Consider the following 24,700-nt stretch of genomic DNA (forward strand, 5'->3'; position numbering starts at 1 on the left):
GTGCCCAGGGCAGTGTCTACTCGCGGAAGACGCATACTGCACAGGGCAGTATCCGAGGGAGGTTCGCATGACCGACGAGAGCCGGCCGCGGCTGACGGTCGTGGTGGCCCACCCGGACGACGAGACCTTCGGCTGCGGGTCCCTTCTCCTGCACGCGGCCGCCGCCGGCGCGACCACCGCCGTGTGCTGCGCGACCCGCGGCGAGGCCGGCGAGCCCGCGCCGGGCAGCGGCATCACCACCGAGCAGCTGCCGGCCGTGCGGGAACGGGAGCTGCGCACCGCGGCCGCGATGCTGGGCGTGTCGCGGGTGGACCTGCTCGGCTTCGCCGACTCCGGCCTGGCCGGCGAAGCCGCCCCCCGCACTCTGGCCGGCGCGCCGCTCGACGAGGTCACCGAACGGGTCCGCGCGCATATCGAGGACTTCCGCCCGCACGTGCTGGTCACCCTCGATGCCGGCGACGGACACCGCGACCACGCCCGCGTGCGCGACGCCGCCCTGGCCGCCGCGCGCACGGCGCGGTGGCGGGTGGAGCGGGTCTACCTGCACTGCCTGCCGCAAGCGCTGATGCGGCGCTGGCTCGACCACGTCGCGCGGGAGAACCCCGGCTCGCCGTACGCGCGGGCCGACGTGCCCGGTACCCCGGACGAGCTCATCACCACCGTCGTGGACACGGGCGCGCACCTGGCCGCGCGGGAACGGGCGATCGCCGTGCATGCCTCGCAGGTCTCGCCGTACGAGGGCCTGCCGGCCGACCTGCGGCACGCGTTCCTCGCCACCGACCACCTGCGGAGGATCGAGCCGCCGTGGACCGGTGGAGAGCGCGAACGCGACGTGCTGGCGGTGGACGGGCGCCCGTCCACCGCCGGAGTCGGTACGCCTACTTGAGAACGAGCGTCATCGTGTTGTCCGGCCCCGACAGGAGCAGGGACAGCAACGGCGTCAGCACGCCGCAGCGGGTGAACGACGGGATCGTGTACGTGCCCTGCGTCGTGATCGGCTGGAAGATGTCGACCGGTGTCGTGTTCTGCAGGGTCAGCGTCGTCGGTTTCGAGGTGCGGCACCCCGCCGGGACGAGGTTGATGGCCGGTGCCGCGTCCAGGTGCACGTTGGTCACCTCGAGGGTGAACGTCGTGGTCGTCGTCAGTCGGGACGCGGCGAGGTCGATCGTGCCGGTGAGGGGACCGGTGGGAACGACCCGCACGGTCGAGGTGACCCCGATGAGGTGGGCGAGGTTCAGCTTCGCGGTGAGCGGTGCCAGGGCGGCACTGCCGGTGAGCGTCTTCGCGTCGAGGTCGACCTGGGTCTGCACGACCGAGGTCGGCACCGCGACGTCGACGTTCGGCTTGGCGAGGTGGGTGGTTCCGGTGACGTTGTTGAAGTTCACCGGGATCGGCGCGGCCTGGGCGGGCACGGCCGCGGCGACCGATGTGACGACAGACGCGGCGGCACCGAGTACGGCGGCCGCGACGAGCATGACGGATCGGCGCACGGCTCCTCCTGGGTTCGACGGCGGACGGGGTGGCGGACGTCCGGTTCGTGCGCATACTGGCCAGGTGCGGCACCGAGGTTACCCGAAAGTAACTTGTCGGGGAAGACGGTGGTCGATGAGTCGACCCGATCGCCGACGCGATGGCGGGGTGGCGCCGCCGGGCCGGTGGAGCCGGCCCGGCGGCTGACCTACCGCCACGCGTCGAGGTGCTCCGCGATGAACGCGCCGGCCGGTGTCGGCGGCCGGCCGGTCACCCGCTCGACGGCGGGGGAGAGGTCGGCGAAGCCGCCGGTGCGGACGCGTTCGTAGAGGTCCAGGAGGATGTCGGTGGTGAACGGGTCGAGGCCCTCGACGGTCCGCTCCGGCGCCGGGTCGTCGGCCCGGATCTCGTGGCCGAGCCGCGTCGACAGGTCGGCCGCGAGGTCGGCGACGGTGAGGGCGGCCGGCCCGGTGACGGTGTACGCCCGTCCCCGGTGCTCCGCCGGCGCGACCAGGGCGGCCACCGCGACGGCGGCGATGTCGCGCGCGTCGACCCAGGCGATGCGCCCACCGCCGGAGGGCAGGCCGAGGGCGCGACGGTCGCGGACGTCGTCGCGGTAGAACCGCGGGTCGGTGAGCACCTGGTGGAACCAGGACGGCCGCAGCACGGTCCAGGAACCGGCCCTGCCGACGACGGCGTCCTCGACCCGACGGGCCCAGTGCCCGGCGGACAGTTCGCCTGCGCCCTGTTCGGACAGCAGCACGACGTGGGCCTTCGGGTCGACGTCGACCAGCCGCGCGACGAGGTCGGGCGCGTCGGGGACGTCGGGTCGCATGAGGTAGACGGCGTCGACGCCGTCGACCGCGTCGGGCCAGGTGGACGCGTCCTCCCAGGAGAACCGGGTCTGCGCCCCGGGTTGCGAGGAGCCCTCCCGGACGACGATGTCCGGGTGTTGCCGCAGCAGGTCGACGACCGGCCGACCGGTCTTGCCGCGGGCGCCGGTGACGAGCACGGTGCGCGTCATAGCGCGTCCTCCACCCGGATGACGGCCTTGCCGGTGGTCGTCGTCGCGCCGCCGCGGAGCTGGCCGAGCAGTACCTCGGGGAACCGTTCGACGCCGTCGACGACGGACTGGTGGTGGACGACGCGTCCGGTGCGCAGCAACGGGTCCAGCTCGGCGCGGAAGTCGGGCATCCGGTGCAGGTGGTCGGTGACCAGGAACCCGTACGCGGTGGCTCGCCTGGTGATCAGCTCGTAGAGGGTGCGGATCCCGTACGGCGGCTGACCGTCGTACTGGCTGACCATGCCGCACAGGGCGAGCCGGGCACCGACCCGCAGGTGGCCGATCGCGGCCTCCAGCTGGGCGCCGCCGACGTTGTCGAACACCACGTCGATGCCGTCGGGCGCGGCCGCGGCGAGCTGCTCGCGCGGGTCGCCGTCGCGGTGGTCGAACGCGGCGTCGAACCCGAACGTCTCCGTCAGCTGGCGCACCTTCGCCGCCGACCCGGCGCTGCCGATCACCCGACCGGCCCCGCGCAGCGCGGCGAGCTGGCCGGCGATGCTGCCGACCGCACCGGCCGCGCCGGTCACGAACACGGTGTCGCCCTCGCGGACGCGGGCCAGCTCGCTGATGCCGAGCCAGGCGCTCAGGCCGGTCGCGCCGAGCGGCCCGAGGTAGGCCGGCGCCGGTATGCCGTCGGCGTCGAGCACCGAGACCGCCGCTGCGTCGAGCACGGCGACCTCGCGCAGCCCGGCGAAGTGCTCGACGACCTGGCCGGCCTTGAGCCCGGCGGCCCGCGACTCGACGACGACGCCGACCGCGGCGCCGTCGAGCGGCGCGTCGAGCGGGAACGGCGGGATGTAGGACGGACGGTCGTCCATGCGGCCGCGCATGTACGGGTCGACCGACAGGTACGTGTTGCGGACCACCACCTGCTCGGGTCCGGGCGCCGGCGGATCGCTGTCCACCAGGGTGAAATCGTCGGGGGACGCGTGTGTGCCCGGCCTGCGGACCAGGTGCCACTCACGGGCCATGAACCCTCCTCGTGTCGAGAGATGCTTGATTGACTCAAGCATCATGCTAGGCACAGATGCTTGAGGGAATCAAGCTTCTGGGTAGACTGCTTCCATGGCCGTTCCGTCGGGGCCCGTGGCCGCGTCGACCGAAGCAGAGCTGGCGATGTTCGACTTCGTCGACGCCTACGACCGTGCCTACGAGACCGCCGCCACGAAGCACGGCCTGAGCGTCGCGCAGGCCTGCGTCCTCGGCCGGCTGACCACCCCGCGCGGCATGCGTGAACTGGCCGACGAGCTCGGCTGCGACGCGTCGAACGTCACCCAGATCGTCGCGCGGCTGGAGACCCGCGACCTCGTGCGCCGGCACACCAACCCGAACGACCGCCGGTCACGCCAGCTCGTACGCACCCCCGACGGCGACGCCCTCTACGCCGAGTTCGAGGGCTCCTTCGCCTTCGCCCGCGCGGCGATCTCGAACCTCAGCGCCGCCGAACAGGACCAGCTGGCGCTCCTCCTCAGGAAGGCTCTCGGCACCCGTCGCTGAGGTGTCGAGCGCCCGGTCGAGGAGGTCCGGTGGCAGGTGGCCCGCGGCGCGGCGGCGCGTCCAGCCCGCCGCGGAGCTGGCGGGAGGCGGCCAACGCTTCAGCCGATTCGCCAGAGCCGCACCTGACGGTCGAGGGCACCGGTGGCGATCAGGCGGCCGTCCGGGCTGAACGCCAGGGCGACGACGGAGTTCGTGTGGCCCGCGAGGGGCCGGCCGACCTGCTCGGCGGAGGCCACGTCCCAGAGGCGGACGAGCCGGTCGTGGCCGGCGGTGGCGAGAACACGGCCGTCCGGGCTGAACGACACCGCGAAGACCGATCCGCGGTGGCCCGTCAGCGTCGCGAGAGTACGTCCGGTGGATGCGCTCCACACGCGGACCGTTCCGTCGATGGAACCGCTGGCGACCGTGTCGTTGTCGGAGCTGAACGCCGCGCTGAAGATGTGCCCGGTGTGCCCGACCAGCGGCAGTGGCGCGGTCCGGGCGGTGACATCGACCACGAGCAGGTCGTCGTCGGTGACGACGGCGAGTTTCCCGCCGTCGGGACTCAACACCGCGTCCTCGACGTATGCGCGTTGGAGCGCGCCGGGCCTCACCTCGTACGTCGACCGCAGGGTGGCCGTCTCCCACAGCCGTACCGCGTACGACGCGGCGGTGGCGAACACCGTCCCGTCGGAGTTGAAGGTCACCCGGTACAACGCGTCGCCCACCCGGTCGGCGGTGCTGTTGACCAGGCGCCGGCCGGCGACGTCCCACAACCGGATGGTGGCGTCCCATCCGACGCTGACCAGCCTTGTGCCGTCCGGGCTGAACGCGAGGCTGCCGACCCGATCGGTATGGCCGGTCAGGAGAACCGGCGCCGCGCCCGGGTCGGAGCTCGGCCGAAGGCGGATCGCCGCGTCCTCGCTGCCAATGGCCAGGGTGCCGTCGCGGCCGAAGGCCACGGCGCGGACGGGGGAGGGGCGTCCGGCGAAGATGGCGACGAGCCGGTCGTCGGGCCGCTCGTCGAACCGGTCGCGCAACAGCCAGGCGGTGAGCCCGCCCGCGCCACCCACGGCAATCGCCGCCGCGGAGACGAGCACGGCGCGGCGGCCCCGCCGGCGCCGCGGGAACGGATCAGCGACGACGCGGGCCGCCGACCCGACCCGCCGGCGCGGTCCGGCCGACCCGACTCCCCGGCGCGGTCCGGCCGGCGCGACTCTCCGGCGCGGTCCGGCCGGCGCGGCAGGCGTCGGTGTGGGCGTCGGTGTGGGCGCGGACAGCAGGCTTCCCAGGGCGACCGCCAGCTCGGGTTCGCCGATCGTCGTGGGGGCCACATCGAGCGCGCGGTGCAGCATGGTGGCCACCAGCGGCACGCGGGACGCCCCGCCGACCAGGAACACGCCACCGCCCGCGTCCAGCCGGACGGCCGCCCTGCGCGTCGCGGCGGCCGTCACCTCGACGCTGCGCCCGATCGGCGCGGCGGCCACCTGGTCGAACTCGGCCCGGGTGATGTGCAGATCGACGTCGACCAGGGGCACGTGCAGGTCGGCGACGACGTGGCGGCTCAGCAGTTCCTTGGCGGTCCGGACGTCGTCCCACAGGGCCCGGCGGGCGTGCCGGTCCGCCAGAGTCCGGGGAGACTCCAACCGGTCCCACTCCGCCGCATCCGCGGTCCGGGCGCGGACGTGACCGACCAGTGCGGCATCGAGGTCCAGCCCGCCCACGTCGGTCAGCCCGTCCACGGCGACCACGGCGAACCCGTCGACATCGCGCCGGAGCACCGCGACGTCGAACGTGCCCGCGCCGAGGTCGTAGACCACGACGCTCCCGCCGGCGGGCACCTGGACGCCGAGCACCGTGGTGAAGTACGCCGCGGCGGCCACCGGTTCGGGCAGGAACCTGCAGGCGGGCCAGCCGGCGAGTTCGGCGGCGGCGGCCAGGACGCCGAGCCGGGCCCGGCCCCAACCGGCCGGGTGGGTCAGGACGACGTCGTCCGGGTCCCGCCCGGCCACCCGGCGAGCCTGCTCGGCCACCCGCCGCAGGAGCGCGGCGAGCAGGTCGACGACCGCGATCTCCGACTCGCCCAACCAGACCGTGCCCTCGTCGATCCGCCGCTTGGGGTTCGGTTCCAGGCCGGCCGGATACCCGACCCCCGCCCGCTCGGCGTCGATACCGGTCAGCACGCCCGTGTCGGCCCGGTGGAAGACCGCGGAGCGCAGGGACGGCGAGGAGTCGAACAGCAGCGGCGTCGGCGGATCGCCACCCTCCGACAGCACCGCCACGGTCGTCGTCGTGCCGAGGTCGACACCCAACCGGCACACCGCATCGATGCCCGTCACGCGACTACTTTACGTGCCCGGCGTTTGTCAGTACGGCTGGACGTGGATGACGTGCACCGGTTCGGTGTCGGGTCCGACGCGGACGAACGCGTGCTCGCCCCAGTTCCAGTGCTGCCCGGTCACCAGGTCGTGGGCCACGAAGCTGTCGGACCATTCCAGGCCCAGATCCGGCATCGTCAGGTGGATCCAGGTGTCGCGGGTGTACACGGGATCGAGGTTGGCGACCACGAGGATCACGTCGTCGCGGTCGTAGACCCGGCGGGCCTTGGAGAACACCAGCACCTGGTCGTCGTCGGCGCGGTGGAAGCGTAGGTTGCGCAGCCAGTGCAGGGACGGGTGGGCGCGGCGGATCTCGTTGATGCGGCGCAGGTACGGGGCCAGCGTGGCGTCGCCGCGCTCGTCCCAGCGCCGGTCCTTGTACTCGTACTTCTCGTTGTCGATCTGCTCCTCGGCACCGGGCCGCGCGACGTTCTCGACCAGTTCGTACCCGGCGTAGATGCCGTAGGTGGGCACGAGCGTCGCGGCCAGGGCCGCCCGCATCTTCCAGGCCGCCACGCCGCCGCGCTGCATGAACGGCGTGAGGATGTCGTGGGTGGTCGGCCAGAAGCTGGGACGCATGTACGCCGCCGCCGGACCGGCCAGCTCCCGGCAGTACTCCTCGATCTCGGCCCTGCCGTGCCGCCAGGCGTAGTACGTGTAGGACTGCTGGAAGCCGGCCTTCGCGAGGTTGTGCATCATCGGCGGGCGGGTGAACGCCTCCGCCAGCCAGATGGTGTCGGGATGCTCGGCACCGACGTCGGCGATCAGCCGCTCCCAGAACACGACCGGCTTGGTGTGCGGGTTGTCGACCCGGAAAATCGTGACGCCGTGGCCGATCCACAGCAGCACGACGCGCCGGATCTCCGCGTAGATGCCCTCCGGGTCGTTGTCGAAGTTGAGCGGGTAGATGTCCTGGTACTTCTTCGGGGGGTTCTCGGCGTACGCGACCGAACCGTCGGCCCGCGTGGTGAACCACTCCGGGTGCTCGGTGACCCACGGATGGTCGGGCGCGCAGTTCAGCGCGAGGTCGAGGGCCACCTCGAGGCCGAGCCCGCGCGCCTGCGCGACGAACGCGTCGAAGTCGGCGAACGTGCCGAGGTCGGGGTGCACCGCGTCGTGGCCGCCATCGGCGGAGCCGATGGCGTAGGGCGATCCGGGGTCGAGCTCACCGGCGTGCAGGGTGTTGTTGGGACCCTTGCGGTTGACGCGCCCGATCGGGTGGACCGGCGTGAGGTACACGACGTCGAAACCCATGCCCGCGACCGCTTCCAGGCGGCGGGACGCGGTGGCGAACGTGCCGCTGGTCCACGTGCCGGTGGTCTCGTCGAACGTGGCGCCCTCCGAGCGGGGGAAGAACTCGTACCAGGCGCCGTACAGGGCCCGGACCCGCTCCACCAGCCAGGGGAACCCGGGGCTCGCCGACACGTGGTCGCGCAGCGGGCGTTCGACCAGCTCGCGTCGGACGTCCGCCGACACGCCGGCGCTCAGCCGGTCCTCCTTCGCGGAACCGTTGTCGCGCAACGCCTTCACCGCCTGCTCCAGCACGGCGGCCCCCTCGGCCGGACGCGACACCTCGGCCACCGCCCGCTCCAGGACCCGGGCGCCCTCCTCGAGCATCAGCTCGACGTCGACACCGGCGCCGATCTTGATGACCGCGTCGTGGTGCCACGTGCCGTACGGGTCCGACCAGCCCTCGACCCGGAACGACCACCGCCCGGTGCGGTCGGCGCAGACGGTCGCCGCCCACGCGTCCAGGCCGGCGTTGACGCGGACCATCGGCAGGTGGTGCTCCGCGCCGGCGGGGTCGGTGAGCACCACGGTGGCGTTGACCGCCTCGTGCCCTTCGCGGAACACCGTCGCGGTGACGTCGAACTCCTCACCGACGACGGACTTCGTCGGCCGGTTGCCGCCGTCGACGACCGGCGCGACATCGGTGACCGGGATGCGGCCGAACGGCCGGTGCGGGCCTGTCATGCCACCACGCTAACGGCATCGATCGGGATGCGCTCCCCGGCGGGTCAGGCCGGTCCGGTTCTCCCGGCGACGTGCCGGCAGGCGTCGCGGAGCCCGGCCAGCTCGTCGGCGTCGAGGTCCTCGACGGTCCGGGTGAGACGGTCGGCGCCGACGGCGAGCTCGGCGGCGCGCAGGTTCTGGAACAACGGCTCCAGCACCGCCGCGGCCGTCCGCAGCGCCAGCAGCGCCTCGCCGCCCGGCGACGCGACCGCCGTCCGGAGGTCCGGGGCGTACAGGCGACCGGCGTCGTCCTGTGCCAGCGGAAGGCGCATCCGCACCATCCCGTGGTAGACCCAGTTCGACGCCATCGTCAGGCAGGCGTGCCGCACGGCGGCCAGCCGGTCGTCGTCGAGGCCGTCGAACAGCGGCGCGAGCCGTTCGTGGGTCCACTGCGGCAGCGACGGTTCGTGGTGGCAGTGCGGCCCGCTGAGCGCCGCCTCGACGGCCAGTGCCGCCTCGCGCACGGCGAGCACCGTCTCGCCGGCGGTCTCCTGCCCGGGTGGCAGGTGATAGGTGACCGGCACAGCGGGCTCCGGCGGTGTCCTGGCCGGGGCCGGACCGGTGCTCCAGACGACGCTGACGTACCAGGCCGACGGCTGCCGACCGTGCTTGCACCACTCGTGGTAGAGGGAGACACTCCCGCCCCGGTCCAGCGGGTACCGGACCATGCATGTCGCGGCGACGAAGCCGGCGACCTCGTCCCGGGGCACGGGTCCCAGTTCGCAGCCGAACGCCCGCAGCCGGTCGGTGTAGCCGTCGAACGGCCTGTCGCGTCGCCACGCCGCGTGCTCCCAGGTGCCGTCGCGGGCGGTCTCGGCGAGCACGAGCGTGGCGCCGGCGGGCACCGGGAAGCCGTCGGGGAAGCCGGGCGGCAGGTCGCGCCCGTCGAGTTCGGTCAGCGGCCACGTCTGCCCGTAGAAGATGTCGGCCTCGGCGTCGTAGTCGAACGGTGGCGGCGGCGGGAGCCTCGGTCCGAGCTGACCGTCGACCCCGGCCGACCGGAGTTCGTCGAGCACGATCGCGACGACCTGCTCCGCGTACTGCGCCTCGTCCTTCATGTCCAGGTGGAACACCGGCACGCCGTCTTCGTGGAGCACCGTGCACCAGTTCGGCAGCGGCGAGTCGGGCTCCAGCGGATGCGGTATCTGGCTCACCCGTACCGCCGCGCGCCGGAGCGCCGCGCAGGCGGCGAGGTCGTCGGACGTGTCGTCGACGACGAGGGCCACCGCTGAGGAGTGCCCGGCGACATAGGTCACCAGATCGTCTTCGTCATACCGCAGCACGACGCCATGCTGCCATGCGGTCGCGGAGGTCGACGACCTCGTCCACATGCGACAGTGCCTCCGGGCGGTGGGTGACGAACAGGACCGTCCGCCCGCGCGTCGCGGTGAGGATGTCACGGGTGAGGGCGAGCGCGGTCGGCTCGTCGAGGTGTTCGGTCGGTTCGTCGAGCACCAGCACCGGGAAGTCGGCGAGCAGGGCGCGGGCCAGCGCGAGCCGGCGTCGCTGGCCACCGGACAGCGCCACCCCGTGCTCCCCGACCGGTGTGGCGGTGCCGTCGGGCAGGGTGCGCACCCAGTCGAGCAGGCGGGCGTCGGCGAGGGCGGCCTCGAGCTGCGCCGTGGTGGCGTCGCGGCGGGCGACGCGCAGGTTCTCCTCGATGGTCGTGTCGAACAGGTGGGCGTCGTCGGGCAGGTAGCCGACGACGCGGCGGACGTCGTCGCCGCGGAACCGGCGCAGGTCGGTGCCGTTGAGCGTCACCCGTCCCGCGACCGGGTCGAGCCAGCGCACGAGCAGCGCCGCGACGGTGCTCTTGCCGGTGCCGCTCGGGCCGACCAGCGCGGTCCGGCGGCCGGGCGTCAGGTCCAGCGACAGCCCGTCGAACACCGGCCGGCCCGGTTCCCAGCGGGCGGTGACGTTCTCCAGCCGCAGCGTGTAGGGGCCGGACGGCAGCGGCCGGGGCGCGACCGGATCGGGCGTCGGGTCGGGCGCGGCGAGGACCGCGGCGAGCCGGTCGAGAGCCGTCCGGGCGGCCGCGAGCCGCTGGGCCGCGGCGGGCAGGCCGCCGGCGGCCTCGAACACGGCGAGCGGGGTGAGGACGACGACGGCGAGCAGCTCGCCGTCGAGCGCGCCCGCCCGCACCGCCGCCGCGCCGGCGGCCAGCCCGGCGAGGACGCAGATGCCGGTGCACAGCGCCGTGACCGCCGCCGAGACACCGGTGACGCCGCTCGCCCGTTCGGTGGCCCGGCGCAGCCGCCGGTCGACGTCGGCGGCGCGGGCGAGATGCTCGTCGACGGCGCCGTAGGCGATCAGGTCGGGCAGGCCGTGCACGAGGTCGACGGTCGCGACGGCGAGTTCGCCGCGCAGCGGCGCGAGGCGACCGTCGGTGCGCCGCGCCGTGGCGGCCTGGACCAGCGGCACCACGGCGCCGACGACGACGAGCGTGCCGGCCAGGACTGCGCCGGCGACGGGCAGCAGCGCACCGACGAGGGCGACCGAGCCGACACCGACGAGAATCGTCACCGCGTACGGCAGCGCCACCCGGACCAGCGCGTCGAGCACCGCCTCGACGTCGCTGACGAGCCGCTGCACCAGGTCGGCGCGGCGGAAGTCGGCGAGGCCGGCCGGGGCCAGCCGCTGCAGCCGCGTGTACACCCGCACCCGGAGCGCGCCCAGGACCCGCAGCGCGGCGTCGTGGCCGACGAGCCGTTCGACGTAACGCAGCACGCCGCGGCTGATGCCGAAGGCGCGCACCGCCACGATCGCGACCATCAGGTGCAGCACGGGCGGGTGCAGCGCGGCCCGGGAGATGAGGAACGCCGAGGTGGCCATCAGCCCCACGCCGGCGCCCGCGGCACCGACACCGGCCACAGTGGACAGTGCCAGCCGTCCCGCCGCCGGTCGCGCGGCCGACAGGAGCAGGCGCAGCCAGGCCGGCGCCGTCACCGCACACCCGCCGGTGCGCCGAGGCGCAGCTCGCGGTCGGCCAGCGCGACCAGTTCCGGCCGGTGCGCGGCGATCAGCACGGTGCGTCCGGCGGCGAGCCGCCGGATCGCGGCCATCACCGTGTCGGCCGACTCCCCGTCGAGGTTCGCGGTGGGTTCATCGAGCAGCACCAGCGGCGCGTCGCGCAGGAACGCCCGGGCCAGCGCCAGCCGCTGCCGCTGGCCGGCCGACAGCCCGGTGCCGCCGTCACCGAGGCGGGTGGCGTACCCGTCGGGGAGGGCGTCGACGAAACCGTCCGCGCCGGCGAGCCGGGCGGCGCGGCGCACGGCGTCGTCGTCGGCGTCGCGGTCGCCGAGGCGGATGTTCGCCGCGACGGTGCCGGCGAACATCCAGGGGCGCTGCGGCACCCAGGCGATCCGCCGCCGCCAGGCGTCGAGGTCCACAGTGGACAGGTCGAGCCCGTCGACGAGGACCCGTCCGGTGGTCGGCGTCACCAGCCCGAGCAGCACGGCCAGCGCCGTCGACTTGCCGCTGCCGCTCGGCCCGGTCAGCGCGACGACCTCACCCGGCCCGACGGTCGCGGTCACCGAGAGGGCCGGCTCCGCGCGTCCCGGATACTCCACGACGACCGCGTCGAAGCGGATCGTGCCGACGGCCGGTGCCACCGCGGACGCCGCGCGCGGTGCCGGGCCGGCCTCGATGACGGCGAAGGCCTCCTCGGCGGCGGCGAGGCCCTCCGCGCTGGCGTGGTAGTTCGCTCCCACCTGGCGCAGCGGCAGGTACGCCTCCGGCGCCAGGATCAGCACCAGCAACGCCGTCGCCAGGTCGAGGTCGCCGGAGACGAGGCGCAGCCCGATGCCGACGGCGACGAGCGCGACGGACAGGGTGGCGAGCAGTTCGAGCACGAGGGAGGACAGGAACGCGGTGCGCAGCGTGCGCATCGTGCGGCGGCGCTGTTCGCCGCTGATGCGGCGGATCGTCGCCGCCTGGGCGCCGGCCCGGCCGAACACCTTCAGCGTCGGCAGGCCCGCGACGACGTCGAGGAAATGGTGGGAGAGCCGGGTCAGCAACCGGAACTGGCGGCGGTTGGCCGCTTCGGTGTGCAGGCCGACCAGCGCCATGAACAGCGGGATGAGCGGCAGCGTCAGGGCGATGGTCGCGGTGGCGACGAGGTCGACGGGCAGGATCCGCGCCAGCACGATCGCCGGTACGAGGGCGGCGAGTACCAGCTGCGGCAGGTACCGGGCGAAGTAGGCGTCCAGGGCGTCGAGGCCGCGGGTGGCGAGCGTCGCGACCGCGCCGGTGTCGCGGTGGCCGGGGTGTTCCGCGACGGCGGCCAGCAGCCTCGTGCGGAGCTGGCTCTTGACCGCCGCCGCGGCCCGGACCGCGGCCACCTCCTGCGCCCAGGCGACCGCCGAGCGGGCCGCGGTCACCACGGCCAGCCATCCCAGCGTCGGTACCAGGTCGGCCGGTCCTGCGTCGTCGAGGAACACGGCCGTGATGCCACCGGCGAGCAGGGTCGCCTGCGCCACGACCAGGCCGGCCAGGGCCAGGCCGAGCGCGACCGTCAGCGCCAGGAAGCCCCGGGTGGCGCGGGCGTGGCGCAGCAGCCGCGGGTCGAGCGGTCTCACGTCGAGGCGTCCACTGTGGACGGGACCGGGATGTGCTCGACGGTGAGCCGCTTGCGGAACACCCAGTACGTCCACGCCTGGTAGCCGAGCACGATCGGGGTGAACACCACGGCGACCCAGGTCATGATGCGCAACGTGTACGGGGTGGACGCGGCGTTGGTCGTGGTGAGGCTGTTCGCGTCGGCGAGCGTCGAGGGCAGCACGTTCGGGAACAGGGTGACGAACAGGGCGGCCGTCGCGAGCACGATCGTGGCCGCCGTTCCGATGAACGCCCAGCCCTCCCGGCGCCGGTGGGCGGCCACCACGGCGGCGACGAGCGCAAGTGCCGCGGCACCCGACAGCACGAGGCCACCGGCGTCGCCGTACGACGCCTGCGTCCACACCAGGAAGCCGGCCGCGACCACGACCGCCGCGACGCCGAGGCGTACGGCGAGGTCGCCGGCGTGGCGGCGCACCCGGCCGTCGGTCTTCAGCGCGAGGAACACCGCGCCGTGGAGGGTGAACAGGGTGAGGGTGGTGAGGCCACCGAGGAGCGCGTACGGGTTGAGCAGGTCGAAGAAGCCGCCGACGTACTCGTGGTCGGCGTCGAGCTTCACGCCGCGCACGATGTTGCCGAACGCGACGCCCCACAGCAGCGCCGGAACCAGGCTGCCGCCGATGATGCAGGCGTCCCACCGGCGCCGCCACGTGACGCTGTCGACCTTGCCGCGGTACTCGAACGCCACCCCGCGCAGGATGAGCGCCACGAGGATGATGAGCAGCGGCAGGTAGAAGCCGGAGAACAGGGTGGCGTACCACTCTGGGAACGCGGCGAACGTCGCGCCGCCGGCGACGAGCAGCCACACCTCGTTGCCGTCCCAGACCGGTCCGATGGTGTTGATGAGCACGCGGCGTTCGCGTTCGTCGCGGCCGATGACGGGCAGCAGGATGCCGACGCCGAAGTCGAAGCCCTCGAGCAGGAAGTACCCGGCCCACAGCACCGCGATCAGGATGAACCAGACGGTGGTCAGTTCCATTGGTCTCTTTCTCCCGTCAGTACGCGAACGCGAGCTGCTGGTCGTCGTCGTCCTTCTGCTCCACCTCGGGAGCGCCGGCCCGCGCGTACCGCACGAAGAGGCCGACCTCGATCACCGCCAGCACTCCATAGAGGACGGTGAGGACGATCAGCGACGTGGCGACCGTGGGCGCCCCGACCGTCGGGGAGACGCTGTCGGCGGTGCGGAACACGCCGAACACGGTCCACGGTTGCCGGCCCATCTCGGTGAAGATCCAGCCGAACGAGTTCGCCAGCAACGGCATCGCGACGGTCGACACGGCGGCGACCCACAGCCAGCGGTTGGTGGGGGTGCGCCCCTTGCGCGTGGTCCACAGCGCCAGCGCGGCGATGAGCATCGCCAGCACGCCGAAGCCGATCATCAGCCGGAACGACCAGTAGGTGACCGGCACGTAGGGCACGTAGTCGCCCTCGCCGTACTTCTCCACGGCCGCGCGTTGCAGATCGTCGATGCCCTCGACCTCGCCGTCGGGTGAGCCGGTCGCCATCAGCGACAGCAGTGACGGGATGCGCACGCTCGCGACCTCCTCGCGGCCGTCGAGGGTGCCGATGGTGAACACCGAGAAGCTGGCCGGCCCCGAGTTCTGGTACAGCGCCTCGGCCGCGGCCATCTTCATCGGCTGCTGCTCGGTCATCACGCGGGCCTGGATGTCTCCGGTGACGAGGATCCCGATGCCGGCGACGATGACGACCCAGGCGCCCAACCGCAGCCCGGGCCGGAACACGCCGGCCTGGTTACGGCGGCGGACGTGCCAGGCGCTGACGGCCAGCATCAGCGCGCCCGCGGTGAGGAAGCAGGCGGTGATGGTGTGCGCGAACGTGACCACCGCGGTGCTGTTGGTGAGCACGGCCGGGAAGTCGGTGAGTTCGGCCCGCCCGGTGTCGGCGTTGACGCGGTACCCGACCGGGTGCTGCATCCACGAGTTGGCGGCGAGGATGAAGTACGCCGAGAGCATCGTGCCGATCGAGGCGAGCCAGATGGTGGCGAGGTGCACGCGTTTGGGCAGCCGGTCCCAGCCGAAGATCCACAACCCGAGGAACGTCGACTCCAGGAAGAACGCCAGCAGACCCTCGATGGCCAGCGGGGCGCCGAAGATGTCGCCGACGAATCGGGAGTAGGCGCTCCAGTTCATGCCGAACTGGAACTCCTGCACGATGCCGGTGACCACGCCCATGGCGAAGTTGATGAGGAACAGCTTCCCCCAGAACTTCGTGGCGCGCAGGTACTCCGGCTTCCCGGTGCGAACCCAGGCGGTCTGCAGCCCGGCCACCAACGCCGACAGTCCGATGGTGATCGGCACGAAGATGAAGTGGTACACGGTGGTGATGCCGAACTGCCACCGGGCCAGGTCAAGAGCGTCCACAGAGCGTCCTTTCCGCGCAGGGTGCCTCGGAGGGAGCTTCGGCCCTGGGGTCGGACCGTCGACAGGGCCGAAGGTCCCCTTCCCGTGGGAACCAGGTCCGGCGTGCGGGCGCACGTTCCGTCCGAAACGCAACCGGCGGCGCGCAACCGGCGGCGCGCAACCGGCATAGAGGCCCGTATCGGCACCGCGGGACCTTGGTCCCTGCCGGGCACCGAGCCATCGAGATTGGTTGAAGGCGTCGATAGATAGTCGACGTGGGAGCCATTCACAGTGGGCGTCCGGAGCCAGGGCACCGCGATCGCTGATCGGGCCGAGAGCCTGATCGAGAAGTACGCGTCCGCCGATCCGGCGACGCTTCCTGCGCCCCCGGAGGAGTTGGCGGTAGACGCCGTCCGCGACCTGCGCGAGCGGGTCGAGGCCATCTGACGCCACGTCCCCCACTGAACCGGCGCGGTCCCGGAGCGCCGCTCCGGGACCGCGACCGCTCAGCTTCCGTAGTAGGCGCGGCGCATGATGGCCTGCATGTCGTCGAGCATCGGCATTCTCGGGTTGGCCGGGGCGCACTGGTCGAGGTAGGCGTTCATCGCCTGCTGGGGCAGGGCGGCGAGGAAGGTCTGCTCGTCGACGCCGATGGCCTGGAACGTCGGCTCGATGCCGACCTCCTCGCGCAGCCGTTCGATCGCGGCGGCGTAGGACTCGACGCCCTCCTCAGGTGTCGACGCCGGCAGGCCGAGGGACTGCGCGATCTGCTGGAACCGCTCGGGAGCCACGTACGTCCCGTACTTCGGCCAGCTGGTGAGCTTCGCCGGAACCGTGCCGTTGTACCGGATCACGTGGGGGAGCAGGACGGCGTTGGTGCGGCCGTGTGCGATGTGGAAGCTCGCGCCGAGGGTGTGCGCCAGCGCGTGCACCAGGCCGAGGAACGCGTTGCCGAACGCCATGCCGGCGATGGAGCCGGCGTTGTGCATCTTCTCGCGGGCGACCGGGTCGGCGGCGCCGTGCCGCACGGCGTCGGGCAGGTAGCGGAAGATCAGCTTGATCGCGTGCAGCGCCAGCCCGTCGGTGAAGTCGTTGGCGTAGACCGACACGAACGCCTCGGTAGCGTGGGTCAGCGCGTCGAACCCGCTGTCGGCGGTGATCGCCGGTGGCAGGTCGGCGGTGAGCACCGGGTCGACGATCGCCACGCTCGGGGTGAGCGCGTAGTCGGCGAGCGGGTACTTGATGCCGGTCGCCGTGTCGGTGATGACCGCGAACGGGGTGATCTCGGCGCCGGTGCCGGAGGTGGTCGGGATGCAGACCAGCTTCGCCAGGCGTCCCAGCGTGGGGAACGCGAACGCCCGCTTGCGGATGTCGAAGAACTTCTCGCGCATGTCGGTGAAGTCGACGTCGGGGTTCTCGTACCGCAGCCACATCACCTTCGCCGCGTCCATGGGCGAGCCACCGCCGAGCGCGATGATGGTGTCGGGACGGAACGAGCGCATCAGCTCGGCACCCTTGTCCACCGTGGACATCGTCGGCTCGGGCTCGACGGTGTCGAGGATCTGGACGGTCACCCGGTTCGGGCGCTGGCGCAGCACGGTGCGGATGCGGTCGACGTAGCCGAGCCGGGTCATCGTCGGGTCGGTGACGATCGTGACGCGGCTGACGTCGGGCATGTCGGCGAGGTAGCGGATGGCGTTGGCCTCGAAGTAGGTCTTCGGGGGGACCTTGAACCACTGCAGGTTGTTGTTCCGCCGGCCGATCCGCTTGATGTTGAGCAGGTTGACCGCCGACACGTTGCCCGACACCGAGTTGCGGCCGTAGCTGCCGCAGCCGAGGGTCAGCGAGGGGACGAACGCGTTGTAGACGTCACCGATGCCGCCCTGCGACGACGGCGAGTTCCAGATGATGCGCACCGCCTTGACCCGCTGGCCGTAGGCCTCGACGGTGGCGGCGTCGGCGGCGTGGATGACCGCGCTGTGGCCCAGCCCGTCGAGCTCGACCATGCGCACGGCGGCGGTGAAGCCGTCGTCGCGGGTCGGCACCCGCACCAGGGCGAGCACCGGGCACAGCTTCTCGCGGGTCAGGGGCTCCTGGGGGCCGACGCTGTCGACGGGAACGAGGATGACCGAGGTGTCGGAGGGCACGGTGAAGCCGGCGGCCTCGGCGATCCACGCCGCGGACTGGCCGACGACGGCCGGGTTGAGCTTCGAGCCCGCGCAGTCGGCGCCGTTCGCGGTGGCGCCGAAGATGAGCTGCTCCAGCATCCGCTTCTCGTCGGCGGTGGCGATGTGGGCGTGCAGCCGGCGGAACTGCGCCAGGGCCTCGTCGTGGATGCGGGTGTGCAGGATGACCGCCTGCTCCGAGGCGCAGATCATGCCGTTGTCGAACGTCTTGGAGACCACGATGTCGTGCACGGCGCGGGCGACGTCGGCCGTGTCGTCGACGTAGGCGGGGACGTTGCCGGGTCCGACACCGAGGGCGGGCTTGCCGGCCGAGTACGCGGCGCGCACCATCGCGTTGCCGCCGGTGGCGAGGATGACCGACACCCCGGGGTGGCCCATGAGGGCCTGGGTGGCCTCGACCGACGGCGTGTCGATCCACTGTACGCAGTGCTCCGGCGCGCCGGCGGCCACCGCCGCGTCCCGCACCACGCGGGCCGCCTCGGCGCTGCACCGCTGCGCCGACGGGTGGAACGCGAACACGATGGGGTTGCGGGTCTTCAGCGCGATCAGCGCCTTGAACACTGTGGTCGAGGTCGGGTTCGTCACCGGGGTGACGCCGCAGACGACGCCGACCGGTTCGGCGATCTCGACGATGCCGTTGACCTCGTCGCGGTCGACGACGCCGACGGTGCGCAGGCCGGCGAGGCTGTAGGCGATGTGCTCCGAGGCGAAGACGTTCTTGACCGCCTTGTCCTCGAACACGCCCCGTCCGGTCTCCTCGACCGCGAGGCGGGCCAGGTCGCCGTGGCGGCTCAGCGCCGCGACGGACGCCTTCTTGACGATGTGGTCGATCTGCTCCTGGGTGAACCCGTCGTAGTCGGCGAGTGCTTTGAGTCCGTTGACCACGAGGGAGTCCACTGCGGTCCGGATCTCGGTGGTCGCGGGGGCGTCGTTCACGATCGTCTCACTCCTCTTGCGCGTTCGCGTTCACCTGCACCTCCAGTTCAGCGGTGTCGCGGGAGGGACAGTAGGGCCGTCGGTGGTGTCCGGTCCGGGACCTCCGACCCGTTTCGTCGGCGTGATCACGGAGCCGGGACGCCGGGCGAGATCGGTCCGGCGGCTTCACGAACTCGTGATTGTCGCTGCTGAACCGTCGCGCACGGCCCGGCGGGGACTAGGCTGCCGGCGTGGCAGAGGACGCCGGGCGGTTGGGCACCGACCCGCAGGGACGGACACCGTCGTCGAAGCGGCGGCCCGCCGTTGTCGCGGTCATCCGGGAGTTCCTGTCGGCGCTGCCGGCCGGATGGGTATGGCTCGCGCCGGTGCGGGCCGCGGACGGTGCGGTGACGGACTTCCGGGTCGACGCGGTCAGCGGCGGGGAGCACGCCTCCGGGCAGGCCGTGGAGCAGATGGGCGGGCTGGTGTCCGGCAGTCGTCCGGGCCTCGCCGACGGTCCGGTCTGGCAGTTGTACCTGCAGGTGCTGGCCACCGGTCTACCCGGGCGGGTCGTCGACGTCGGTGACGGGGAGGCCGCCCGGTCCGAGGTCGTCGTCCGGCGGGTCCATGGCGGTCTTCTGATCTGGTCGGAACGGGTCGACGGAACCCGACGCCGACCGGGGCGCACCGAAGCGGAAGGCGACGTCGGCACGGCCGGGACCGGTCTGCGGACAGTCGACCGGTCGTCGGGACCGGTGCTACCGCTGAACACTCCCGACGCCGGTTCCGGACGGGAGGTCACGATGCGAATGGGGCTCGTGACGAACGCGCGGGTGATGTCCGGGTTCCCGCGCGATGCCACCGTCGGCCGCCTCCGCCGGCGGTATCTGACCCACCCGGTTGTCGCGCAGTCCGCGCACCGGGTCGCCGTGCGCGTGCAGGACATGATTCAGCCGGTGCCCCTGATGCCATTCCGGTTGGCGGACCTGGACGCCGTCGTCCTCTACGCGCCGGCGGACCGGTTCGCGCGGGTCGGCGGCGACTGGTACTGCGCCCAGGGCCTGCCCGACGGTCGGGTCGCACTGGCGATCGGAGATGTCGCCGGGCACGGGCTCGATGCGGCGACCGGCATGGCGCATGTCCGCTTCTCGCTGATCGCCTGGCTGTCGATCGGGATCCTGGACCCTGGCACGTTGCTGGGCCATCTGAACACGTTGTGCGCGCGGTTGGGGATCACGGGCACCGCAATGGTCGCGGTGTACGACCCCGCGGACAGGGCACTGTCGTGGGCACGCGCCGGGCACCCCCCGCCGCTTCTGGCCCGGGCCGGAACGGTCCTCGAACTTGCCCAGCCGGCCGGGGTCCTCCTCGGCATCGATGCGGACCTGACGCATCCGGTGGTCGCGACACACCTACGGGTCGATGATCTCGTCGTGCTCTACACCGATGGCCTGGTGGAGCGCCGCCCGGACGACACCGAGCAGCCTCTCGACCAGATCAAGCGGACCCTTTCGCAGATGTCGGCGGTGCGGCAGGGACCGACGCACGCGTCCATGCGTGGGCTCCTACCCCGGGCCAACCCGGACGACATCTGTGTTCTCGCACTCCGGGTCCGTGCGACGCCGTAGGTCACGCGGATACTATGCACGGTCGCCGAACACACCCCGGCGAGGGTGTCGACGGTGGCGACCAGGTGCCGGAACACCTCCCGGCACAGCGCCGGATCCTGGCTGAGCGCCACGGTCCATGTCGGGTGAGGATCGTTGGCCGCGGACCTGCGGTGGCCCGCGATGGCCAGCGCGCCGGTGGGCGAAAGGGTGGCGAAGCAGCATTCGCTGCCCAGCGGATGCCCGGCCGGTACGTCACTCGCCCGCACGCGCCAGTCGTTCCACTCCGACACATCGGGACCCAGCACGATGATCAGCGGACTGCGCTCGAGCAGAATCCGTTGCGGGACCAGGACCCATCCGCTCGACCGAGCCATGTGCCACCGTCCCGGCTGTCGCTGTCCTCCGCTCCTGATCGACGGCGAACACCGAAGTCTGAGCCTTGGCGCGAAAGTGAACGACGATGCGCGAGTGGCGGTGGTGGACCGGTGGTGAACGGGCGGTTCGGCCGAACGGCCGACTCATCGGCATTGTCGGCCCAGCGGAAGCGCGACCGGCCTATGCTCGCCCACATGCCGGTCAGCTCGTGAAGCTCCTTGTCGATCGCGGATGAGGCGTGAGATGTCGACGCACACAGAGTTCGATTCGGGCGGCCTCCTGGACGCCGCCCCGGATGCGCTGGTCGGCGTGGACGCCGACGGCTCGATCGTTCTGGTCAACGCGCAGGCCGAGCAGTTGTTCGGGTACCGCAGGGCGGAACTGCTCGGAAACCCGATCGAGATGCTGGTACCGGAGTCCGCGCGCGAGACGCATCCCGGTCACCGGCAGCGCTACCTGGCCGATGCCCGTCCTCGACCGATGGCTGCGGGGGTCCGGCTCGCCGGCCGGCGGAGGAACGGCACGCAGTTCCCGGCGGAGATCTCCCTGTCGTCGGTGCCGACGGCACAGGGCCAGCTGGTGGTGGCCGCCGTGCGGAACGTCAGCGACCGGATCCGGGCGGAGGCGAAGTTCCGGGGTCTGCTGGAAGCCGCGCCGGACGCGACCATCGGCGTGCGGGCCGACGGAACCATCGCGTTGGTCAACGCCCAGGCCGAGCGGATGTTCGGCTACCGGCGGGAGGAACTGGTGGGCCGGCCGGTCGAGGTCCTGGTACCGGAGGCTGTCCGCGGCCGGCACCCGGAGCACCGTACGCGCTACGCCGCCAACGCGGAACATCGCCCGATGGGCGAAGGGATGGAGCTGGCGGCGCGGCGCCGGGACGGAACCGAGTTCCCGTGCGAAATCTCGCTGTCGGCCATCGATACCGAGGACGGCCAGCTCGTCTCGGCCGCCGTCCGGGACGTCACGGAGCGGCGGCGGGCCGCGGAGGCACAGAGCCGGCTCGCGTCGATCATCCTGTCATCGCATGACGCCATCCTGGGCAAGACCCGGGACGGGGTGATCACCAGCTGGAACCCGGGAGCCGAGCGTCTCTACGGATATACCGCGGAGGAGATCACGGGCCGGCACGCGAGCGTGCTGTACCCGCCGGAACGCCGCGGAGTCGAGGCCGACATCCTCACACGCATCGCGGCCGGCGAGCGCGTGGAGCAGTACGAGACCCGGCGGGTGCGCAAGGACGGTACGAGCGTCACCGTCTCCTTGAGCATGTCGCCGATCGCGGACGCCACCGGACACATCGTCGGCGTGGCGTCGGTGTCCCGGGACGTCGGTGACCGGGTCCGTGCGGAGGCGAAGTTCCGCGGACTGCTCGAGGCGGCTCCGGACGCGATCGTCGGCGTCACCCCGGACGGCGCCATCACCCTGGTCAACACGCAGGCGGAGCGGCTGTTCGGTTACCGGCGCGACGAACTGCTCGGCCAGTCGATCGAGATCCTGGTGCCCGAACGTGCCCGCGCGGTCCACCCCGCCCACCGCACCGAGTACTTCGCACATCCGCGGGCACGCCCGATGGGCGCGGGGATGCAGCTGGCGGCCAGACGGAAGGACGGAACCGAGTTCCCCGCCGAGATCAGCCTGTCGTCCCTGGAAACGGAGGACGGCCCGATCGTGTCGGCCGCGATCCGCGACGTCGCCGACCGGCTGGAACTGCAGGCCGAGCGGGAACGCCTGAAGACCCGGGCCGAGCGCGAACGGCTCGAGGCCCAGCTGCACCAGTCGCAGCGGCTGGAGAGTCTCGGGCAGCTCGCGGGTGGCGTGGCCCATGACTTCAACAACCTCCTCGCTGTCATGCTGAACTACACCTCGTTCATCGCCGAGGAGGTCGGCGCCGCTCACGGGGACGACCCCGCCTGGCAGGCGGTTCTCCACGACATCACGCAGGTGCAGCGCGCCGGTAGACGGGCCACCGAGCTGACGCACCAGCTCCTCGCCTTCGGACGCCGGGAAGTCGTCAGGCCCCAGGTACTCAACCTGAACACCGTCGTCACCGAGGTCGAAGCCCTCCTCCGACGAACCCTGGGCGAACACATACAGCTCCACACCTCCCTCGCGCACGACCTCTGGCCGGTGCTGGCCGATCCGGGTCAGCTGGAACAGATTCTGGTCAACCTGGCCGTCAACTCCCGCGACGCCATGCCCGACGGCGGCACGCTCCGTATCGACACCAGCAACCATCTGATTGCCGACACCGACGCCCCGTCTCACCACGACCTGCGTCCGGGCCGGCACGTGAAGCTCTGCGTCACCGATACCGGCACCGGTATCCCGCCGGAGATCGCCGAGCGGGTCTTCGAGCCGTTCTTCACCACCAAGCCCAAGGGGGAGGGGTCCGGGCTCGGCCTGGCCACGGTGTACGGCATCGTCACGCAGGCCGGAGGGCAGGCGTCCATCACGTCCAGCCCCGGCGCGGGTACCACCTTCACCGCCTTCCTGCCTGCCACGGACCGGCGACCGGTGCCCACCGAGGCAACCGCCTCGGCCTCCGGCACGCGCCGTCGCGGCGGCGAGACCGTCCTGATCGTCGAGGACGAGGACGCCCTGCGCGAGGTGGCCCGGCGCATCCTGACGCGAAACGGCTACCAGGTTCTGACGGCGGCCAACGGGCCCGAGGCGATCAAGATCGCCGAGGACACCGACAGCCGCATCGACCTTCTGTTGAGCGACGTCATCATGCCGCACATGCTCGGAAAGGATCTGGCGTTCACGATGCGGGAGCGGTATCCGCATGTCCGGGTGCTCTACATGTCCGGGTACGCCCAGCCCGTGCTCGCCTCGCAGGGGACCCTCGACCCGGGTGTGATCCTGGTGGAGAAGCCGTTCTCGGAGAGCACACTGCTGGAGCGGATACGGGAGGTGCTCGACGAGCCGGGCACCGCCTCCGGGGCCACCTCGGCGGTCCCGGAGTGAGCGGCAGGCCGCGACGCCCGTGCCGGATCAGGCTGGGCCGGATCCGGCCGAGCCCGGATCAGGCCGCCGTCCGCCGGCCGGCCGCGGCCCGGCGTACCGGTGCCGGCCGCGGCGAGGCGACGAGCGCGACCAGGCCGGCGATCTGCTCGGCGGCGTGCGCGAACGACCGGTGGCCCGGCTGCGGCGCGGGCTCCTTGAGTACCCGCTCGACCGCGGCGGCGAGCGCCGCGGGATCGCCGGGCCGCACGATGCTGTCGGGCCGGTCGCCGAGAAGCTCCGCCACGTACGGGGCCGCCGCGGCGACCACCCGGAGGCCGGCGCCGACCGCGTCGGCGAGCGGCCGGTCGTCGGTGCGGGCGTAGTCGAGGTCGGGTGCCACGTAGACGTCGGTGGCCCGCAGGAGCGCGGCCGTGTCGGCGGCGGACAGGTCCCCGTCCAGGACGATGACCCGGTGCGCGACGCCCAACGCGTCGGCGGCCGCCTCCACGGTTCGCCGGTACGGATCGCCGACGCGTGGTGGCCGCGACGCGAGGGTCCGACCCGCGACAACGTAGCGGATGCCCGGATGTGTGGCGGCGAGACCGGGGAGCGCGGCCACGGCCACCTCGATGCCCCGGGCCGGCGACAGGTACCCCGTCGTGGTCAGCAGCGGGCCGTCGCCGTACCGGGCGAGGGCGGCCGGCAGGGGGCCGGTGGTGCGCGGGTCCAGCAGGTCGAGGGGCGGCCCCGGTGGCACGACCGCTATCCGCCGGGGCGGCACGATCCGGCTGGACACCAGTGCCGCACCGGCGCTGTTCGACGCCACCACGACGCCGGCCGCGGGCCGGCACAGCGCCGACAACGCGTCTGCGTCGTCCGGCAACGGTGACCGCCGCACGTGGTGCGCGGCGACGATGTACGGCACACCCTGCCGGGTCAGTTCGTCGGTCAGGCCGAGAAGGTAGCGGCCGTGCGGGCCGCCGGCGGTTCCCGGCCCGACCTCGAGCAGCGCGACGTCCACACCGAGGCGCCGCAGGCGCTGCCCGGCCCGACGGTAGGCGCTCGGGTCGTCGGCCGCGATGCTGCCGTCGACCCGGCGACCGCCGGCGGTCGGCTGACCGTCGCCGTGGTCGATCGCGTACACCGTCAGGCCGATCCGGGGTGCGACGGACGGGAGCACCCGGCACAGCTCGTCGGTGTGTGCGGCGACGGGGCAGGGTCGCGGTGGGGTCGGCGAGACGATCGCCAGCCTGATCCGGCGCCTGTTGTCGGTGGTGAACATGTCGGTCTC

17 protein-coding genes are annotated in these 24,700 nt (G+C 72.5%); 5 read left to right on the forward strand and 12 right to left on the reverse strand.

What is annotated here, in order from left to right; all coding sequences use genetic code 11:
- Nucleotides 1–67: 67 nt before the first annotated feature.
- The gene (locus Voc01_RS31975) at nucleotides 68–886 is read left to right on the forward strand and encodes a PIG-L deacetylase family protein (RefSeq protein ID WP_203931332.1); all 819 of its coding nucleotides are present in this window, start codon (nucleotides 68–70) and stop codon (nucleotides 884–886) included.
- Here the strand turns inward: Voc01_RS31975 and Voc01_RS31980 are convergent.
- From Voc01_RS31980 to Voc01_RS31990, 3 genes are all read right to left on the reverse strand, one after another.
- Nucleotides 879–1,490 (reverse strand): hypothetical protein, encoded by a 612-nt coding sequence (locus Voc01_RS31980; protein ID WP_203931333.1) that lies wholly within the window; start codon nucleotides 1,488–1,490, stop codon nucleotides 879–881. The genes Voc01_RS31975 and Voc01_RS31980 overlap by 8 nt on opposite strands.
- A 188-nt stretch (nucleotides 1,491–1,678) precedes the next feature.
- On the reverse strand, nucleotides 1,679–2,494 hold the full coding sequence (locus Voc01_RS31985) for a Rossmann-fold NAD(P)-binding domain-containing protein (RefSeq protein WP_203931334.1): 816 nt from the start codon (nucleotides 2,492–2,494) through the stop codon (nucleotides 1,679–1,681).
- Entirely contained in the window at nucleotides 2,491–3,504 is a 1,014-nt protein-coding gene (locus tag Voc01_RS31990; RefSeq protein ID WP_203931335.1) for an NADP-dependent oxidoreductase, read from the reverse strand. The genes Voc01_RS31985 and Voc01_RS31990 overlap by 4 nt, the downstream gene beginning before the upstream one ends.
- Before the next feature lie 94 nt (nucleotides 3,505–3,598).
- Here Voc01_RS31990 and Voc01_RS31995 point away from each other — a divergent pair, with 94 nt between their 5' ends.
- Complete coding sequence (locus tag Voc01_RS31995; protein ID WP_203931336.1) at nucleotides 3,599–4,030, forward strand: MarR family winged helix-turn-helix transcriptional regulator; 432 nt, start codon at nucleotides 3,599–3,601, stop codon at nucleotides 4,028–4,030.
- Between the two features lie 98 nt (nucleotides 4,031–4,128).
- Here the strand turns inward: Voc01_RS31995 and Voc01_RS32000 are convergent, their stop codons facing one another.
- Genes Voc01_RS32000 through Voc01_RS32030 form a run of 7 tightly spaced genes read right to left on the reverse strand, consistent with a single transcriptional unit; the run spans nucleotide 4,129 to nucleotide 15,395 of the window.
- Nucleotides 4,129–6,348 (reverse strand): Hsp70 family protein, encoded by a 2,220-nt coding sequence (locus Voc01_RS32000; protein ID WP_203931337.1) that lies wholly within the window; start codon nucleotides 6,346–6,348, stop codon nucleotides 4,129–4,131.
- 27 nt (nucleotides 6,349–6,375) lie between these two features.
- Nucleotides 6,376–8,361: an alpha-1,4-glucan--maltose-1-phosphate maltosyltransferase gene (locus tag Voc01_RS32005; RefSeq protein WP_203931338.1), complete on the reverse strand. Its 1,986-nt coding sequence runs from the start codon at nucleotides 8,359–8,361 to the stop codon at nucleotides 6,376–6,378.
- Nucleotides 8,362–8,405: 44 nt separating this feature from the next.
- Nucleotides 8,406–9,683 (reverse strand): hypothetical protein, encoded by a 1,278-nt coding sequence (locus Voc01_RS32010; protein WP_203931339.1) that lies wholly within the window; start codon nucleotides 9,681–9,683, stop codon nucleotides 8,406–8,408.
- Nucleotides 9,670–11,346, reverse strand: a complete 1,677-nt coding sequence (gene cydC / locus Voc01_RS32015) for a thiol reductant ABC exporter subunit CydC (protein WP_239160615.1) — start codon at nucleotides 11,344–11,346, stop codon at nucleotides 9,670–9,672. Before cydC ends, Voc01_RS32010 begins: the two co-directional genes overlap by 14 nt.
- Complete coding sequence (cydD, locus tag Voc01_RS32020) at nucleotides 11,343–12,977, reverse strand: thiol reductant ABC exporter subunit CydD (protein ID WP_203931340.1); 1,635 nt, start codon at nucleotides 12,975–12,977, stop codon at nucleotides 11,343–11,345. Before cydD ends, cydC begins: the two co-directional genes overlap by 4 nt.
- The gene (cydB, locus tag Voc01_RS32025) at nucleotides 12,974–13,993 is read right to left on the reverse strand and encodes a cytochrome d ubiquinol oxidase subunit II (protein ID WP_203931341.1); all 1,020 of its coding nucleotides are present in this window, start codon (nucleotides 13,991–13,993) and stop codon (nucleotides 12,974–12,976) included. Before cydB ends, cydD begins: the two co-directional genes overlap by 4 nt.
- A 16-nt stretch (nucleotides 13,994–14,009) precedes the next feature.
- Complete coding sequence (locus Voc01_RS32030; RefSeq protein WP_203931342.1) at nucleotides 14,010–15,395, reverse strand: cytochrome ubiquinol oxidase subunit I; 1,386 nt, start codon at nucleotides 15,393–15,395, stop codon at nucleotides 14,010–14,012.
- A gap of 270 nt (nucleotides 15,396–15,665) precedes the next feature.
- Between Voc01_RS32030 and Voc01_RS32035 the strand changes: the two genes are divergently transcribed.
- Nucleotides 15,666–15,821, forward strand: coding sequence for a hypothetical protein (locus Voc01_RS32035; protein ID WP_203931343.1), 156 nt, complete (start codon nucleotides 15,666–15,668; stop codon nucleotides 15,819–15,821).
- A 59-nt stretch (nucleotides 15,822–15,880) separates the two neighbouring features.
- Here the strand turns inward: Voc01_RS32035 and adhE are convergent, their stop codons facing one another.
- Nucleotides 15,881–18,496 (reverse strand): bifunctional acetaldehyde-CoA/alcohol dehydrogenase, encoded by a 2,616-nt coding sequence (adhE, locus tag Voc01_RS32040; RefSeq protein ID WP_239160616.1) that lies wholly within the window; start codon nucleotides 18,494–18,496, stop codon nucleotides 15,881–15,883.
- 230 nt (nucleotides 18,497–18,726) lie between these two features.
- On the opposite strand from adhE, the gene Voc01_RS32045 reads away from it, so the two are divergent.
- Nucleotides 18,727–20,103 carry a PP2C family protein-serine/threonine phosphatase gene (locus Voc01_RS32045; RefSeq protein WP_203931344.1) on the forward strand — a complete coding sequence of 459 codons (1,377 nt, stop codon included), beginning with the start codon at nucleotides 18,727–18,729 and terminating at the stop codon, nucleotides 20,101–20,103.
- 600 nt (nucleotides 20,104–20,703) lie between these two features.
- Nucleotides 20,704–23,430, forward strand: coding sequence for a hybrid sensor histidine kinase/response regulator (locus Voc01_RS32050; protein ID WP_203931345.1), 2,727 nt, complete (start codon nucleotides 20,704–20,706; stop codon nucleotides 23,428–23,430).
- A gap of 58 nt (nucleotides 23,431–23,488) precedes the next feature.
- Here Voc01_RS32050 and Voc01_RS32055 read toward each other — a convergent pair whose 3' ends face one another.
- On the reverse strand, nucleotides 23,489–24,691 hold the full coding sequence (locus tag Voc01_RS32055) for a glycosyltransferase (protein ID WP_203931346.1): 1,203 nt from the start codon (nucleotides 24,689–24,691) through the stop codon (nucleotides 23,489–23,491).
- Nucleotides 24,692–24,700 lie beyond the last annotated feature (9 nt).

This window comes from Virgisporangium ochraceum (assembly GCF_016863655.1).
Lineage (GTDB): Bacteria > Actinomycetota > Actinomycetes > Mycobacteriales > Micromonosporaceae > Virgisporangium > Virgisporangium ochraceum.